The sequence below is a fragment of the Altererythrobacter sp. TH136 genome (assembly GCF_007065885.1).
Taxonomy (GTDB): Bacteria; Pseudomonadota; Alphaproteobacteria; order Sphingomonadales; family Sphingomonadaceae; genus Tsuneonella.
This window is the reverse complement of the sequence record NZ_CP041409.1, coordinates 2085698-2100890: the sequence shown is the minus strand read 5'-3', so window position 1 is coordinate 2100890 and position 15193 is coordinate 2085698. Positions and strand designations below refer to the sequence as shown.

Genomic DNA, 15193 nt, shown 5'->3' with positions numbered 1-15193 from the left:
ACTGCGAAGCGCTTGCGCCTTGAGCGGAGTGGCTGATGACGAAAGTTGGTTTGCGGAACGCCTGGTTTCAGGTGCACAAGTGGATCGGTTTGATCCTGGCGGCCGTCATCATCCCCATTTCGCTGACCGGCTCGGCGCTCGTCTGGCACGATCCGCTCGAGAAAGCGCTCAACCCCGAACGCTACGCCCTCAGCGGCACCTCCGTGCTGCCGGTGGCCCGATACGCCCAAGCGGCACAGGCGCGCCTTGGCCCCGGGGAACGATTGCAAAGAATCGAGTTGCCGGCAGAGGCTGGCGAACCAGTGACGGTTCGCGCCTCCAAGCCCGGAAAAGGCCGGCCGCAACGCCTGACGCTGTTCCTCGACCCCGCGACCGGCAAGGTGCTCGACACCGCCCGCAGTGGCGAAGGCGTGTTCCAGGTGATGCACGTACTGCACGGTTCCCTCATGGTGCCCGGCGTGGGGCGCCAGATCGTCGGATGGATCGGGGTCGCCATGCTGGTCAGTTCGATCAGCGGCCTCTGGCTGTGGTGGCCGCTCGTCGGCAGTGTCAGGCGCGGGCTGCGGTGGAAACGGCATCGGAACCTGGACGCCAATCTCCACCACCAATTCGGCTTCTGGATCTCGCTGCCACTGTTCATCCTGTCTCTGACTGGGGTGTGGATTTCCTTCCCACAGTGGTTTGCCGGCTTTGAGGCGACCCAGGCGGAGCGCGCTCCGGGCGGACCGGGGCGCTTTGCAGCCCCGTTGCAGCTACCGCTCTCAGCCGTCGCCGGCGCTGTTGATGCGGCGGAGAAGGCAGCTGGAGGACAGGCGGTGTCAGTCGCGTGGCCGACGGAAAAAGCCAGCGAGTGGACCATCGCCGTGCAGCCGGCCGCTGGGGACACCGTGGGAGAGGATTCCACGGACGTGAAAGTCGCAGCGGCGGACAACTCGGCGACTGTAGAGCGGGGCGCGGGGGAGCAGCCGAAAACGCTGGCTCGCCTGATGCGCCGCATCCACGACGGGAATGAAATGCCACTCGCATGGCAGATCATCGTGTTCCTGGGAGGGATTTTGCCCGCGGCGCTGGCGGTGACCGGGATCATCATGTGGTGGCGCGCACGAAGCTGGCGCGCTCAGCTTGCACAGCGGAGATCGGCAGTCGCGGCCTAATCTCCGCGATCGAGTGCCGGCACGGTGCGGGCCGCATCTTCGGCGCTGATGCCCGGGGCTGGCGCTGCGCTGACCGTCTCCTCGCGCCGCGCAACCCGCCCCGCCCGCTGAACCGCGCGCACCAGCCGGGGATACACGCCGCAGCGGCATAGATTGGGAAGCGCCGCCTTGATTTCGTCGACGGAGGGATCGGCGTTGCGTGACAGCAGCGCAGCGGCGGCCATGGCGATGCCGGGCGTGCAGAAGCCGCACTGGATCGCCTGCTCCGCCACCAGAGCCTGTTGCACCGGATGACTGCGATCGCGGCTCAGCCCCTCGATCGTGGTCACCACGCGCCCCTCCGCCTCGGCGACTGAAATCAGGCAACTGCGCAGCGCCTCGCCATCGACGATCACGGTACAGGCGTGGCAATCCCCCACTCCGCAGCCGTACTTGGTGCCGGTCAGGTTCGCCGCATCGCGCAGCGCCCATAGCAACGGGGTTCGCGGATCGACGTCGAAGCGCAAGGGGCGGCCGTTGACGGTGAGCGCGGTCATGCTGTTTGGCGCTACCTCCCGGCCGCCGCTTGTTCAAGCGCCGGTCGCCGCTCGCTTACGAGAGGTTAACCATCGCGCCCCCATAGCTCCCGTGGAAGGCTAAGGGGGCACCGATGGACGATCTGCTGGGCGAATTCCTGGCCGAAACGCGCGAGATGCTGACCGCCATCGGCGGCGAGCTGGTGGCGTGGGAGGCGGACCCGTGCGACCGGGCGCGGCTCGATGCGATCTTCCGCTTCGTACACACGGTCAAAGGCAACTGCGGGTTCTTTGACTTTCCGCGCCTGGAAGCGCTGAGCCACGGCGCGGAGGACGCTCTTGCCGAAGTCCGCGCCGGCCGGCGCTCGGTCAGCCCGCGCCTGGTCACGGCCGTGCTTGCGATCATCGACCGGATTGCCATCATGGTCGACGCGATCGAGGCAGGCGAGGAACTGCCTGCCAGGGGCGACGACGTGTTGCTTGCCGCGCTGGAGCCCGACAGCAACGACGCCGCGGACCTTGCGGACGACAACTTGTCCGATAACGACGGGGCTCATCCAGCCAGGGTTTCCGGGAGCGCGCAGCGCTCGATCCGCCTGCCGGTCGGCCTGCTCGACGGGGTGATGGGCAGCGTCTCCGATCTCGTCCTTGCCCGCAACGACCTCGCCCGCCGGTTGCGCGATGCCGGGGTCGATCCATCCGTCCACGGCCCTTTCGAACGTCTCTCGACAATTCTCGACCAGGTTCGCGAAGCGGTTACCCGCATGCGCATGCAACGCATCGAACACCTGTTCGGCGCGCTGCCACGGCTGGTGCGCGACCTTTCTGCAGAGCTCGGCAAGCAGGTCATGATCGATCTGGAAGGGGCTGACGTCGAACTGGATCGCGAGATGATCGAGATGATCCGCGATCCTCTCACGCACATCATCCGCAACGCCATCGACCACGGTATCGAACGCCCGTCGGAGCGATTGGCGGCCGGCAAGCGCGAGATCGGCACGCTGCATATCGCGGCTCGCCAGAGCGGTAACCGGATCATGATCTCCATCAGCGACGATGGCCGGGGCATCGACGGCGCACGCCTGGTCGACAAGGCCATCGCCGCCGGCGCCCTGTCGCGGGCGGACGCGGAAACGCTCGGCGAAACAGGGCGCCACAGCCTGATCTTCGAGCCGGGCCTGTCGACTGCGCAGGAAGTCACCTCGGTCTCCGGTCGAGGCGTCGGCATGGATGTCGTGCGCGCCAACATCGAGCGCGTGGGAGGCACGATCGAGGTCGGCAGCACGCCGGGAGAGGGCACCCGAATCGGCCTCAGCCTGCCGCTGACGCTCAGCATCATTCCGTCATTGACGGTCGGGGCTGGCGGACACCTGTTCGCACTGCCGCGATCATCCGTGGAAGAGATCGTGCACGGCGGCGCGAGCCATATCGACTTCGCTCGCGCAGGAGACCGCGTGCTGGTTACGGTGCGCGGCCGAAGGGTCGCCTGTCTGTCGCTTGCCGGCCAGCTTGGCCTCCCTGACCCGGCGGATCCTGAAGCCAGCACCCTCGTCCTGATCCGTCTAGCGCACGGAGAGCTGTTCGCGCTCGCGGTCGATCGCGTATTCGATCACGAGGAACTGGTGATCAAGCCGCTGGCGCCGGCGGTCATGGCCACCGGTATCTATGCGGGCAGCACGTTGCTCGACGATGGTCACCCCGTCCTGATGCTGGACATCACCGGAATTGCCCGCAAGGCCCGGTTGCTTAGCGAAACCCAGCGGCGCAGCCGCGTCAGCGAGGAGCCGAGCGCGAACGAAGCGGCGCGCGGTACGCCGGCGCTGCTGTTCGTCGGTCTCGGCGGAACCCGCAAGCTGGTCCGGCTCGGCACGATCAACCGCATCGAACGCGTGTCCGCCGATGCGGCCGATCTCTCCTCCGATCCGCCGCGCGTCGTCATCGGAGACGCGCTGTTCCCGCTCGCAGGCGTCGATGGCGCCCTTCCCGACCATGGACAGTTGAGCGTGCTGCGCCTCGGTGATGGCGGCAGCGAGATCGCCTATGCCATTGACCGGATAATCGATACGGTCGAACTCGTTGGCGAGATCGCCCCCGCCCGCACCGCCGGCGCCGCCGAAGGTACGGCATTGGTCGATGGATTGCCCGCCGAGGTGCTCGACACCCACTGGCTGTTCGCCGGCCTGGCCGCCCCGAGCCGGGCGTTCGATCCCCCGCTGTGCCGCTTGCCGGCCAACGATCCCTGGGCCCGGACCATCCTGGCGCCCCTCGTCGAAAGCGTCGGGTACAAGGTGGTCGACGAAACCTTTGGAGGAACCGCGGACGTGGCCATCGAGACGGAAGGCGGATCGGCCGCAACGGGCGAGCGATCGGTCATCAAGCTGTGTTCCGACCCTGCGCAGGCAGAACAGCTGCCGGGCGCGCTGTACCGCTATGACCGTGCCGGTCTCATCGCCGCGCTTTCCGCCTTGCGTAGCGGGAGGGCCGCCGCGTGAGCGACCTCGTGGTCATTGTCGAAATCGGGCATCGGCGGGCGGCGTTGCGCACCGGTGATGTCCAGTCAGTCGTGGAACTGGAGGCAATTTCAGTGGTCCCCCGGGCGCCGGCGTTCGTCCTTGGCTTGACGGCATTGCGCTCGAGCACGCTGACCGTGATCGACGCGGCAGCGGCGATCGGACTTCCTCCGTCCGGCATGCCCGCTCCGGGCACCCGCGCGTTGATCGTCGACCAGGCAGGGCACCGCTATGCCCTGGTGGTGGATGCCATCGATGACGTCGCCGCGGTTCTTGGGGATCCCGCCGCCGTGCCCGGTGATGCGGGTCCCGGTTGGGACCGGGTCAGCGCCGGGCTGATCGAAACCGACCGCGGGCCGGCTGTGCTGATTGATCTGGGAGCGTTGCTCGCAGGACCTTTGCAGACCGCCGCTTAATTGGATGGTTACCGCTCGCCGGTAGCACCGCAGGCAAAGCAAAAAAACAGGATCGCCCCGACCATGAAGCACTGCCTGATCGTCGATGATTCGCGGGTTATCCGCAAGGTTTCACGGCACATCCTCGAGGAACTCGGGTTTGCCGTCGACGAGGCGGAAAATGGGCGCGAGGGCCTCGACCGGTGCAGCGAAACGATGCCCGATGTCATCCTACTCGACTGGAACATGCCGGTGATGAGCGGGATCGAATTCATCGTCCAGCTCCGCCAGCGCGAAGGCGGGGACCGGCCCAAGGTGGTCTTCTGCACCACCGAGAACGATGTCGCTCACATCCGCGAGGCGATCAGCGCCGGCGCCGACGAATACGTCATGAAGCCGTTCGACCACGAAACGCTGCAGATCAAACTCCAACTCGTCGGATTTTCCTGAGGCTACGCAGGTGGACCCGCTGGCCCCGCTGACCGGACCGCCCGGGATCGGCCGCGGATCTGTCCGCGATCCCATCCGGGTCATGATTGTCGACGATTCGCTCGTCGCCCGCACCGTCCTGTCGCGCATTATCGAGGCTGAGGCCGATTGCGAGATCGTGGCCAAGGCGACCACCGGTGAAATGGCGATTGCGCGACTGGCGGAAACGCCGGTCGACGTGATCCTGCTGGATCTCGAAATGCCCGGCATGGGCGGCATTGGCGCCCTGCCCCGCATCCTCGACCTGGCGGGTGCCGGCCAGGTACTCGTCGTCTCGTCCCTGACTGCCGCGGGCGCCGAACATACGCTGCAGGCACTGTCGATGGGCGCCGCTGACACTCTCCTCAAGCCTCGCGCCGGCGAATTCGATGAGGGATACGGGCGCGCGCTGATCGGCAAGATCCGCGCACTGGCAGGCCGCGCCCGCCACCCCGCGCCATCGGCCGTCCGAAGCATGCCCCTGGCACACCGCCGCCGGGAACCCGGCGTGCCGCAAGCGATCGGCATCGGCGCGTCGACCGGCGGAATCCACGCGCTGTGCCTGCTATTGGCGGCACTGCCGCGATACTGCGATTTGCCAATCCTCGTGGTGCAGCACCTGCCTGAAAGCTTCATGGACACGCTGGCGCGCCAGCTCGCCGCGGCATCGGGCCGCCCGGCGGTGGTCGCGGATGCGGGGACACCGGTGCAGGCCGGACGCATCCACGTTGCGCCCGGCCATGGCCATATGGTCGTCCGGCGACAGGGTCATGAGATGGTGACCGGCATTTCCCATCACGCGGCACCCAGCGGCTGCACACCCTCGGTCGATCCGCTGTTCGAATCGCTGGCGGATGCGACCGGCGGGCAAGCCATCGGCGCGGTGCTGTCGGGAATGGGCCGGGACGGAGCGATCGGCGCCGCCCGATTGGTGGCGGCAGGGGGAACGATCTTTGCCCAGGATGCGGCCACCTCCGCCGTCTGGGGCATGCCCCGCGCGATTGCCGATGCCGGGTTGGCCACCGCGGTCTTGCCGCCCGCGCAGATCGCCGCGCGCATCGCTGCCATGGCGCGAACCATCGAAACGACCCGGGCGTGAGCGAAGTCTCTCAACGCATCATCGCCGACCTGCTGTTCGCGCGGACGGGTCAGCAGTTGACCGCCAGCCGTCGCTGGCGGATCGACACGGCACTGGCCGGGATTTTCCGCGAGCGCGGCTTGTCCAACCTCGATCAGCTCGTCTGCCTGCTGGCCGACGCGCGCGAGGAGAAGCTCACGCACGAAGTCGTCGAAGCGCTGCTTAACAACGAGACCTATTTCTTCCGCGATCGGTTGATGTTTGATCTGCTAGCGTCGGAAGTCCTGCCCGATCTCGCCAGCAAACGTGCGGAGACGCGGAGGTTATCGATCTGGTCCGCCGGTTGTTCGACGGGGCAAGAGGCGCTGTCGCTTGCGATGCTGTTCGCCGACCAGCCGCAGCGATGGCAGGGATGGCGGATCGACATTCTGGCGACCGATATCTCCAGTCGCGCCATCGAAGCCGCGAAGCGCGGTGTTTACTCACAGTTCGAAATTCAGCGCGGATTGGGCGTTTCGCAGATGCTTTCTTGGTTCACCGAGACGCCAGAGGGCTGGCGTCCGCGCCCCGAACTCAGCCGGCCGATCCGATTCCAGCGCCGCAACCTGCTCGACGCGCCGCCAGACCCGCAGCGGTTCGACCTGGTTCTGTGCCGCAACGTCCTGCTCTATTTTGCAGCCGTGAACCGTGAAAGAGCGCTCGGGCGCCTGGCCGCCGCAACCGCGCCTGACGGATGGCTGATGATCGGCGCAGGCGAAACGGTGACCGGTCATTCAGACGCGTTCTCCGCCGCTTGCGACACCAGCGGGTTGTACCGCCGCCTTCCGCGCAGCGCGCCCCAGCCGGTAAAGCTCGGAATCGGAAGGTAAATTCTGGCTTAGCGGTTCATTAGGCAATGCACGTTAGGCATCTTCCCCGGCGTCTGTTCTGGGGTGACGCCGGGGGGAATCCAGTGAACGCACGAGACAACACGTCTGCTCTCGGTCCGCGTGTGCTGGTGTTCGCGCCGCTGATCATCCTGTCTACCATCTTCGGCATGTTTGCGGGCTTGCTGCTGGTCGGTGCGCAGATCGATCACATCGCCACGACATGGATCGCCGCCATATGCATTGTAATCTACGCGGCCGCGGTTCTCGCGCTGGGCCGGTTCGGCCTTACGCACGTGATCCGGCTGGAAGATCTGAGCCGGACGGACAGCCTCAGCGCCTTACCCAACCGGCGCGCGCTGCATGAGGATGCTGTGCGCCTGGCAAAGCCCGGCGAGGAAGTGGCGGTCGCGCTGATCGACCTCGACGGGTTCAAGCTGGTTAACGACCACTATGGCCACGTCGTCGGCGATCAGGTGCTGATCGAGGTGTCCCATATCCTGCAGGAAATCTGCATGGGTGAAGCGCGCTGCTATCGTCTGGGCGGAGACGAGTTCGCGGTACTCAAGGTTGGCCCCGTGGCGGGCACCATTCTGGAAGGCATTTGCCGCACCCTAATCGAGCGGTTGGGAGCGCCGATCCCGCTTGAGGATCGCCGCATCCTGCTTGGCGCGAGTGTGGGCCTGTCGCGTTCGACCGGACGCGATGGGCTAGGCTCGTCCGAATTGCTGCGACGGTCGGATGTCGCGATGTACGCGTCCAAGCGCGGCGGCAAGATGCGCTGCACCTGGTTCTCGGACGACTTCGACCGAAGCCGCGAGGCGACGCAGAAGCTCGACGAGGAACTGCGTGGCGCGCTGGCCAAGGGCGAATTCACGATCGCTTACCAGCCGCTGGTCGATGCCCGCAGCAGCGAAGTCGTCGCGGTGGAATCACTGCTCCGCTGGGACCGTGCCGATGGCAAGAAGATCGGCCCCAACATATTCATTCCCGTCGCCGAGGAATCCGGCCTGATCAACGGGATCGGCCTGTGGGTGATGGAGCGGTCGTGCCGGGACGCACTCGCGTGGCCGACCATCAAACTCTCGGTCAACATCTCGGCCGCTCAGCTCCGGAACCCGGAATTCCCCTTCCAGTTGGGCCAGATCCTCGAGGAGACAGGGTTTCCGCCGGAACGACTGGAGCTGGAAATCACCGAGACCTGCCTGGTCATCGATCCGGTGGTGGCGGAGCGCTGCCTGAACGTAATCCGCGACTTTGGCGTGAGCATCTCGCTCGACGATTTCGGCACCGGGTATGCCTCGATCGGTTTCCTGCGCCAGTTCCGGTTCGAAAAACTGAAGATCGACCGCTCGCTGGTGACGGATGCCCAGAGCGACGAGGGCAGCCGCGCAATGATGCTGTCGAGCATCTCGGTCGCCCGGGCCATGAACATGGACGTGACCGCCGAAGGGGTCGAAACCGAAGAGCAGGCCGATCTGGTCCGCGCCGCGGGGTGCGATCAGATCCAGGGCTGGCTGTATCACAAGGCGATGCCCGCCGATCAGGTGGCGAGGCATTTGGGCAAGCCGGCGAAACGCACGGCAACGAGGGCAGCATGAACGCGATCACGACATTCGAACCGGGCACCCTGCACGCGGAAATCGCGAGCGTGACGCTGGGCGACGAAGCGGTTCACCGGGAGGTCTCCCGCCAGCCGCTGCCGACCTGGTTCAACAACCTGCCGCTCGATCGGAAGTTCAAGCTGCTCGCGGGGCTGCCGCTTGGCGCTCTGACATTGATTGTGTTGTCTTTCGTCGCGGTTCTGAACGCCAGCGCCGCCCAGGGCGCCCTGCCCGTGATGCTCGCCATCGTCGTGCTGTGGGCGGCTACGCTGGTGCTGACCGGCCTCGCCTTGCGACGCAGTCTGATCGACACGGCGATGCCCCTGCGTCAGCTCACCAGCGATATGGCCGACCTCGCGAGCGGCAACCGCGGCCATAAGCTGCGCTACCTCGACCGGGCGGACGAGATCGGCGACATGGCGCGGGCATTCGAGGTGTTCGTGAAGTCGGGTTATAAACTCGACGAGATGTTCGCGGATCGCAAGAAGGCGCGCGAGGAACAGAAGCGCATGCTCCTCCAACTCAGCGCCGATTTTGATCGCGAAGTGAGCGACGTGGTCAATGCCGTCGCTTCGGCAGCCGCTCAACTGGAGGGCGCCGCCAGTTCGATGGCCACCGCCGCGGAGCATGGGGCCGATCAGATCGACATCGTCTCGCGCTCCATGACGGAAGCGTCTTCCGGCGTCTCTGCTGCCGCAGCAGCCAGCGACGAGTTTGCCATGTCCATCGGCGAGATCAGCCGTCAGGCGGCGCACTCCGCCGTGCTGGCGCGGGAAGCGACGACCGCGGCGGAACAAGCGGACGGAACGGTCAAGGCGCTCGCCTGTTCGGCCGACCAGATCGGGGAAATCGTCGAACTCATCGGCTCCATCGCGCGCCGCACCAATTTGCTGGCGCTCAACGCGTCGATCGAGGCGGCGCGCAGCGGCGAGGCGGGCCGCGGGTTCGCGGTGGTGGCCAGCGAAGTGAAGGAACTCGCCGCCCAGACCAGCAAGGCGACCGAAGAAATCGCCGCGCAGATCCGCGCCATGCAGAACTCCACCGGTGACAGCGTCAGCGCGCTGCAGGCCATCTCCGGTCAGGTGCAACAGCTGGAGGCGACGGCCGTATCGATCGCTTCGGCGGTCGATCAGCAGTCGGTCGCGGGTCAGGAGCTGGCGCGCAACATCGATACCGCGGCGCGGGGTACCGGCGAGGTGAGCGCCAACGTCGTGCACGTGCGGGAAACCGCGCTGGCTACCGGGGCCACCGCATCGCAGGTCTTGAGCTCGGCAAGCGAGTTGAAGCATCAGGCATCGACGTTGCGCCACAAGGTCGACGGCTACCTGAGACACGTCCGGGCGAGCTGAGCGCAGCAGCCCACAACGCGGTTGCCACTTACTCGGCCGGCGCGCCGGCCCGCCGTTCCATTCTCCGCCAAGGCAACCCCCGCGAGCTCGCGTTTTGCGCGCGGGAGTGAATCGTTGCACCTTGAAACGGAAAGGCTTACGTTCGCGTCAACCAGGAGACAGAGTGATGAGCCTGACCGCGTGCGACCACGACGTGCTGATCGTCGGCGCCGGGATATCCGGCATCGGCATGGCCGCTCACCTGGAAATGATGTGTCCGCATCGCAGCTATGCCGTGCTCGAAAGGCGATCCGATCTTGGCGGTACCTGGGATCTGTTCCGCTACCCTGGCATCCGCTCCGACAGCGACATGCACACGCTCGGGTTCAAGTTCGAACCTTGGAAGCACGAAAAATCGATCGCTGATGGCCCTGCGATCCTCGACTATCTCCACCGGATCGTCGACGAGCGCGGCATCCGCGACAAGATCACCTATGACAGCAAGGTCATCGCCGCCGACTGGCGTGCGGATGAAGCCTGCTGGCATGTGACTTACGAGCAGGACGGCAAGCGCGCCACGACCACGGCCAACTGGCTGTACCTCGGCACGGGCTATTACGATTACGACGATCCGTATGACGCCGGCTTCGATCTGTCGCAGTTCGAAGGGCAGGTGATCCACCCACAGTTCTGGCCCAAGGACCTCGACTACAGCGGCAAGCGGGTCGTGGTGGTCGGCTCTGGCGCGACTGCCGTGACCATCGTCCCGGCCATGAGCGACCGCGCCGCCAAGGTGACGATGCTCCAGCGCACGCCGACGTGGATGTTCTCCCGCCCGGCGAAGGACGGAATTGCCAATACCCTGCGCAAATACCTGCCGGAAGAACTCGCCTACCGCATCACCCGGTGGAAGAACGTGCTGCTGCAGGACGTCGCCTTCAAGCGCGCCCGCTCGGCGCCCGAAAAGGTGAAGGAGGCGCTGCACAAGCGGATCAAGAACTCGCTTGGCGACCGATACGATGCGGCCACCTGGACCCCGCCTTACAACCCCTGGGATCAGCGGCTCTGCCTGGTGCCGGACGACGATCTGTTCACCGCCATCCGCGAGGACAAGGCCGAAGTCGTCACCGGCAACATCGCGGCATTCGAGAAGGATGCGGTTCGCCTGACCGACGGACGCCGCGTCCCGGCGGACATCGTGGTCACGGCAACCGGTCTCAAGCTGGCCGTCGCCGGCAAGATCGCTGTCAGCCAGGACGGCGCGCCGGTCGAGTTCAGCGAGCGGTTCTATTACAAGGGCTGCATGTTCTCGAACCTGCCGAACTTCTCTGTCGTGTTCGGGTATCTCAACGCCAGCTGGACCTTGCGCGCCGACATCAACTCGGAATTCGTCTGCAAGGTGCTCAACCACATGGAGGCGATTGGGGCGAACGTCGCCGATCCGGCGCTGCCGGAAGACCACGGGCTGGTCGAGGAAGACCTGTTCGACTTTTCGAGCGGTTACATCCAGCGCAGCAAGCACATCATGCCCAAAAGCGCGGTCAGCCTGCCATGGCGGTTGAACCAGGACTATCGCTTCGACCGCAAGGCGCTGGCCACCTCGCCCATCGATGACGGCGTGCTCAAGTTTGACCGGGCGGCCACGTCCACCGGACAGCAGCTTGAGGCGGCCGAGTAACTAGGCAGAACCCGGGAAATCGCCTAGCCCGCGCAGATGACCACCCCCGATCGCATCTGGACCGCTGCGCTGATCGTGATCGGCGACGAGATCCTGTCGGGCCGGACACACGACAAGAACATCGCCCAGATCGCCAGCTGGCTGCAGGTGCAGGGCATCCGCCTCGCCGAAGTGCGGGTGGTGCCGGATGTCGAAGGGCGGATCGTCGAAGCGGTGAATGCCCTGCGGACCCGCAACGATTATCTGTTCACCACCGGAGGCATCGGCCCCACTCACGACGACATCACGGTCGATGCCGTGGCCGCCGCGCTTGGCGTGCCGGTGGTGATCCATCCGCAGGCGCGGGAAATGCTGGAGCGGTACTACACCGGCCGCGGCAGCGCGCTCACCGATGCGCGGCTGCGGATGGCGCGAGTGCCCGAGGGCGCCGAACTGATCCCCAACCGCATGTCCGGTGCCCCCGGGATTCGCATCGGCAACATGTTCATCATGGCCGGCGTCCCGCATATCACCGCGGGTATGCTCGACGCGCTGACCGGCACGCTGGAAGGCGGCGCACCGCTGATCGCGCGGACCATCGGCTGCTGGGTGGCGGAAAGCGAAGTCGCTGACATCCTGCGCGCGGCTGAGAAGAAACACGAAGGGGTGCAGATCGGCAGCTACCCCTTCTTTCGCGATGGGCGGGTCGGAGCGAACTTCGTGGTCAGATCGACCGACGAGGCGGTACTGGCGGACTGTGTCGCCGCACTGACGGCCGACCTGCAGCACGCCGGCTACGCGGTTCATCCCGAAGAGATCTAGCGACCGCCAGCGACAGTGGCCTCGCGATTGCCGCACGGCACGTGACGACATGAAAAAAGGGCCGGCGGATCGCTCCGCCAGCCCCTTATTCCGTCAACCGAGGACTCAGGCGTTCTCGATGTCAGCGATGTCGAGCTTAAGGCCCGGTCCCATCGTGCTAGTGAGCGAGACCTTGCGCAGGTACTTGCCCTTGGCGCCGGCTGGCTTAGCCCGCACGATCGCCGAGGTGAAGGCCGAGAAGTTGGTCTTCAGGTCTTCATCAGAGAACGACAGCTTGCCGAGCCCTGAGTGGATGATGCCCTGCTTCTCCACGCGGAATTCGACCTGGCCGCCCTTGGCGTCCTTGACGGCCTGCTCGACATTCGGGGTCACCGTGCCGAGCTTCGGGTTCGGCATCAGGCCCTTGGGACCGAGCACCTTACCCAGACGCCCGACCACGCCCATCATGTCCGGCGTGGCAATCACGCGGTCATAATCGAGATTGCCGGCCTGCATGTCTTCCATCAGGTCTTCGGCACCGACCTTGTCGGCCCCGGCGGCGAGCGCCTTGTCGGCGTTGTCGCCACGCGCGAACACCGCGACCTTGACGGCCTTGCCGGTGCCCGAGGGCAGCGACACCATGCCGCGGACCATCTGGTCAGCATGGCGCGGATCCACGCCCAGGTTCATCGCGACTTCGAGGGTCTCGTCGAACTTGGCGCTGGCGTTCTCGCGCAGCAACTTCAGCGCAGCGTCGAAGCTGTACAGCTGGTCGCGGTCGATCTGCGAAACGGCTTTCGCCTTCTTGGTCTGCTTGGCCATCGTCTCAGCCCTCCACGACTTCGAGACCCATCGAGCGGGCGGAGCCTTCGATGATCTTGGTTGCCTGTTCAACGTCGTTCGCGTTGAGATCCTTCATCTTCATCTCGGCGATCTCGGACAGCTTCGAGCGAGCGATCGTTCCGGCCGAAACCTTGCCCGGCTCCTTCGAACCCGACTTCAGGTTCGCAGCCTTCTTGATGAGGAAGCTGGCAGGGGGCGTCTTGGTGACGAAGGTGAAGCTGCGGTCGCTGTAGACGGTGATGACGGTGGGGAGCGGAATGCCCTTTTCCATCTCGCCGGTCGACGCGTTGAACGCCTTGCAGAATTCCATGATGTTGACGCCGCGCTGACCCAGGGCGGGGCCGATCGGGGGCGACGGGTTGGCGGTGCCCGCGGGCACCTGCAGCTTGATATAGCCGTCGATCTTCTTGGCCATGAAAGGCCTCCTTTCTCACTGTCGCCGCGCTGGACAGGGCCAGCGCAGCTCATGGTAAGCGGTCAACGAGAAGCTCCGAAAGAGTTCTCTCCCGCGTGGAATCCCGGTGCTGATGCGTGGGGAAGGCGCGCCCTTACTCAAGTGTCGGCGCGTATGCAAGGTTATCGGCTCAAGGACGCCCCAATGGACGCCCGCGATGAGGTGATCAGAAACGCCGGCTCACTTGACCAGTTCGACTTCCTCGAACCCCAATTCGACCGGAGTAGCGCGTCCAAAGATCGATACGCTGACCTTGACCCGCTGCTTGTCGAAATCGAGCTCCTCCACCAGGCCGTTGAAGCTGGCGAAAGGACCGGCATTGACCTTGACCTGATCGCCGATCTCGTAATCGACGCTGACCTGGCGCTTGGGCGCGGCCTTGGCTTCTTCCATCCCGCCGAAATAGCGCGCGGCGTCGCGTTCGGAGATGGCCTGCGGCTTGTTGCCGGAACCCAGGAAGCCCGTGACCTTGGGGGTGTTCTTGACGAGGTGGTAGACGTCGTCGGTCATCGTCAGCTTGGCCAGGACGTAGCCCGGCATGAACTTGCGTTCGACCTGGACCTTCTTGCCGCGCTTCACCTCGGTCACGGTTTCGGTCGGCACTTCGACCGCTTCCACCGCTTCGGACAAGCCCAGCCGTTCCGCCTCGCTGATGATCGCGTCGCGAACCTTGTTCTCGAACCCGGAATAGGCGTGGATGATGTACCAGCGAGCCATACTTGCGTCTGAAGTCCCGTGAAAAGCGTCAGGCGAGCGACAGCAGGAAGCGCATGATTGCGCCAAACAAGGTGTCGACACCCAGGAAGAAGACGGAGAGGATCACCATCATGATCGCCACGAAGATCGCGGTGCGAACCGTCTCTTCACGGCTCGGCCAGACGACCTTGCGCCCTTCGGCGCGTACCTGGTTGATGAATTCCGCCGGGCTGGTCTTGGCCATGATAACGTCAGCTCTCGCTTCGATTTGGTTGCGCGTCTTCCGGGAGAGGCCCCCCTATTTCAGATAGGACTTGCCGCCGCCCCGGTTCAAGTGCCGGGATGGCAAGCAATGCTCATCTGTCGGAAAAAGCGGGACCGCCATTACGGCGGGCTGACAGCAAAAGCAAGCGAGCGACCAGGGACGGTCGCGCGCCAATTTCAACCGGTGCCGTCAGCCGCGCCCGAACAGGCGCGCCAGCAGGCCCGGCTCTTCCATCGGGCGGATGGGGCCGTACATCTGGTGGCGCGTCGATGCGTCATGAAAGGGACGCGGGTGCACCCAGGAATCGGGGCGGCTGCTGCGGAAAGAGAGACCAGACATGTAAATTCCTCCTAGAACCGTTTGCCCTCCGGTTGTCGCTGGTAACGCTCGCTTCGACGCCGCGGTTCCGGGACTAACTAAAGCTAACCCGCTGAATCCGGCGCAGAAGCCGGTTCATCCAGATGGATAGTCAAACTGACCAAGGTTTGGGAGAAATTGGCAGGGGTGACAGGATTCGAACCCGTGGCCCTCGGTTTTGGAGCACCGCGCTCATGCTCGC

At 65.2% G+C, this 15193-nt stretch carries 16 protein-coding genes; 10 read left to right on the top strand and 6 right to left on the bottom strand.

What is annotated here, in order from left to right; genetic code table 11:
* The first annotated feature begins 35 nt into the window (after positions 1 to 35).
* Positions 36 to 1154, top strand: a complete 1119-nt coding sequence (locus tag C0V74_RS10165) for a PepSY-associated TM helix domain-containing protein (protein WP_143251667.1) — start codon at positions 36 to 38, stop codon at positions 1152 to 1154.
* Here the strand turns inward: C0V74_RS10165 and C0V74_RS10160 are convergent.
* Positions 1151 to 1690: a (2Fe-2S)-binding protein gene (locus C0V74_RS10160; RefSeq protein WP_131621494.1), complete on the bottom strand. Its 540-nt coding sequence runs from the start codon at positions 1688 to 1690 to the stop codon at positions 1151 to 1153. The genes C0V74_RS10165 and C0V74_RS10160 overlap by 4 nt on opposite strands.
* A 113-nt stretch (positions 1691 to 1803) precedes the next feature.
* Between C0V74_RS10160 and C0V74_RS10155 the strand changes: the two genes are divergently transcribed.
* From C0V74_RS10155 to C0V74_RS10115, 9 genes are all read left to right on the top strand, one after another.
* Positions 1804 to 4161, top strand: coding sequence for a chemotaxis protein CheA (locus C0V74_RS10155; protein WP_143251666.1), 2358 nt, complete (start codon positions 1804 to 1806; stop codon positions 4159 to 4161).
* Positions 4158 to 4595, top strand: a complete 438-nt coding sequence (locus C0V74_RS10150) for a chemotaxis protein CheW (protein WP_143251665.1) — start codon at positions 4158 to 4160, stop codon at positions 4593 to 4595. The genes C0V74_RS10155 and C0V74_RS10150 overlap by 4 nt, the downstream gene beginning before the upstream one ends.
* A gap of 63 nt (positions 4596 to 4658) precedes the next feature.
* Entirely contained in the window at positions 4659 to 5024 is a 366-nt protein-coding gene (locus tag C0V74_RS10145) for a response regulator (protein WP_131621488.1), read from the top strand.
* Positions 5025 to 5034: 10 nt separating this feature from the next.
* Positions 5035 to 6141, top strand: coding sequence for a chemotaxis-specific protein-glutamate methyltransferase CheB (cheB, locus tag C0V74_RS10140; RefSeq protein WP_246844834.1), 1107 nt, complete (start codon positions 5035 to 5037; stop codon positions 6139 to 6141).
* Positions 6138 to 6989: a protein-glutamate O-methyltransferase CheR gene (locus tag C0V74_RS10135; RefSeq protein ID WP_207912098.1), complete on the top strand. Its 852-nt coding sequence runs from the start codon at positions 6138 to 6140 to the stop codon at positions 6987 to 6989. The genes cheB and C0V74_RS10135 overlap by 4 nt, the downstream gene beginning before the upstream one ends.
* An 83-nt stretch (positions 6990 to 7072) precedes the next feature.
* The gene (locus tag C0V74_RS10130) at positions 7073 to 8587 is read left to right on the top strand and encodes an EAL domain-containing protein (protein WP_246844833.1); all 1515 of its coding nucleotides are present in this window, start codon (positions 7073 to 7075) and stop codon (positions 8585 to 8587) included.
* A complete protein-coding gene (locus tag C0V74_RS10125; protein WP_143251664.1) occupies positions 8584 to 9939 on the top strand; it encodes a HAMP domain-containing methyl-accepting chemotaxis protein in 1356 nt (451 codons plus the stop codon). Before C0V74_RS10130 ends, C0V74_RS10125 begins: the two co-directional genes overlap by 4 nt.
* A gap of 166 nt (positions 9940 to 10105) precedes the next feature.
* A complete protein-coding gene (locus C0V74_RS10120) occupies positions 10106 to 11596 on the top strand; it encodes an NAD(P)/FAD-dependent oxidoreductase (protein WP_143251663.1) in 1491 nt (496 codons plus the stop codon).
* Positions 11597 to 11632: 36 nt separating this feature from the next.
* Positions 11633 to 12397 (top strand): molybdopterin-binding protein, encoded by a 765-nt coding sequence (locus C0V74_RS10115; RefSeq protein ID WP_143251662.1) that lies wholly within the window; start codon positions 11633 to 11635, stop codon positions 12395 to 12397.
* Between the two features lie 105 nt (positions 12398 to 12502).
* On the opposite strand, the gene rplA is transcribed toward C0V74_RS10115, so the two are convergent.
* The 5 genes from rplA to C0V74_RS12925 all read right to left on the bottom strand — a co-directional run bounded on the left by rplA (position 12503) and on the right by C0V74_RS12925 (position 14973).
* The gene (gene rplA, locus C0V74_RS10110) at positions 12503 to 13198 is read right to left on the bottom strand and encodes a 50S ribosomal protein L1 (protein ID WP_143251661.1); all 696 of its coding nucleotides are present in this window, start codon (positions 13196 to 13198) and stop codon (positions 12503 to 12505) included.
* Positions 13199 to 13202: 4 nt separating this feature from the next.
* Entirely contained in the window at positions 13203 to 13634 is a 432-nt protein-coding gene (rplK, locus tag C0V74_RS10105) for a 50S ribosomal protein L11 (RefSeq protein WP_131621481.1), read from the bottom strand.
* A 219-nt stretch (positions 13635 to 13853) separates the two neighbouring features.
* A complete protein-coding gene (gene nusG / locus C0V74_RS10100) occupies positions 13854 to 14390 on the bottom strand; it encodes a transcription termination/antitermination protein NusG (RefSeq protein ID WP_131621479.1) in 537 nt (178 codons plus the stop codon).
* A gap of 28 nt (positions 14391 to 14418) precedes the next feature.
* Complete coding sequence (gene secE, locus C0V74_RS10095; protein WP_131621477.1) at positions 14419 to 14613, bottom strand: preprotein translocase subunit SecE; 195 nt, start codon at positions 14611 to 14613, stop codon at positions 14419 to 14421.
* A 210-nt stretch (positions 14614 to 14823) separates the two neighbouring features.
* Positions 14824 to 14973 carry a hypothetical protein gene (locus tag C0V74_RS12925; protein WP_168194200.1) on the bottom strand — a complete coding sequence of 50 codons (150 nt, stop codon included), beginning with the start codon at positions 14971 to 14973 and terminating at the stop codon, positions 14824 to 14826.
* Positions 14974 to 15193 lie beyond the last annotated feature (220 nt).

Excerpts from the sequence above, each read along its gene's own strand:
- C0V74_RS10165 (WP_143251667.1), top strand. The coding sequence starts at position 36 with ATGACGAAAGTTGGTTTGCGGAACGCCTGGTTTCAGGTGCACAAGTGG.
- C0V74_RS10160 (WP_131621494.1), bottom strand. The coding sequence starts at position 1,690 with ATGACCGCGCTCACCGTCAACGGCCGCCCCTTGCGCTTCGACGTCGAT.
- C0V74_RS10155 (WP_143251666.1), top strand. The coding sequence starts at position 1,804 with ATGGACGATCTGCTGGGCGAATTCCTGGCCGAAACGCGCGAGATGCTG.
- C0V74_RS10145 (WP_131621488.1), top strand. The coding sequence starts at position 4,659 with ATGAAGCACTGCCTGATCGTCGATGATTCGCGGGTTATCCGCAAGGTT.
- C0V74_RS10125 (WP_143251664.1), top strand. The coding sequence starts at position 8,584 with ATGAACGCGATCACGACATTCGAACCGGGCACCCTGCACGCGGAAATC.
- C0V74_RS10120 (WP_143251663.1), top strand. The coding sequence starts at position 10,106 with ATGAGCCTGACCGCGTGCGACCACGACGTGCTGATCGTCGGCGCCGGG.
- C0V74_RS10115 (WP_143251662.1), top strand. The coding sequence starts at position 11,633 with ATGACCACCCCCGATCGCATCTGGACCGCTGCGCTGATCGTGATCGGC.
- rplA (WP_143251661.1), bottom strand. The coding sequence starts at position 13,198 with ATGGCCAAGCAGACCAAGAAGGCGAAAGCCGTTTCGCAGATCGACCGC.
- rplK (WP_131621481.1), bottom strand. The coding sequence starts at position 13,634 with ATGGCCAAGAAGATCGACGGCTATATCAAGCTGCAGGTGCCCGCGGGC.
- nusG (WP_131621479.1), bottom strand. The coding sequence starts at position 14,390 with ATGGCTCGCTGGTACATCATCCACGCCTATTCCGGGTTCGAGAACAAG.
- secE (WP_131621477.1), bottom strand. The coding sequence starts at position 14,613 with ATGGCCAAGACCAGCCCGGCGGAATTCATCAACCAGGTACGCGCCGAA.
- C0V74_RS12925 (WP_168194200.1), bottom strand. The coding sequence starts at position 14,973 with ATGTCTGGTCTCTCTTTCCGCAGCAGCCGCCCCGATTCCTGGGTGCAC.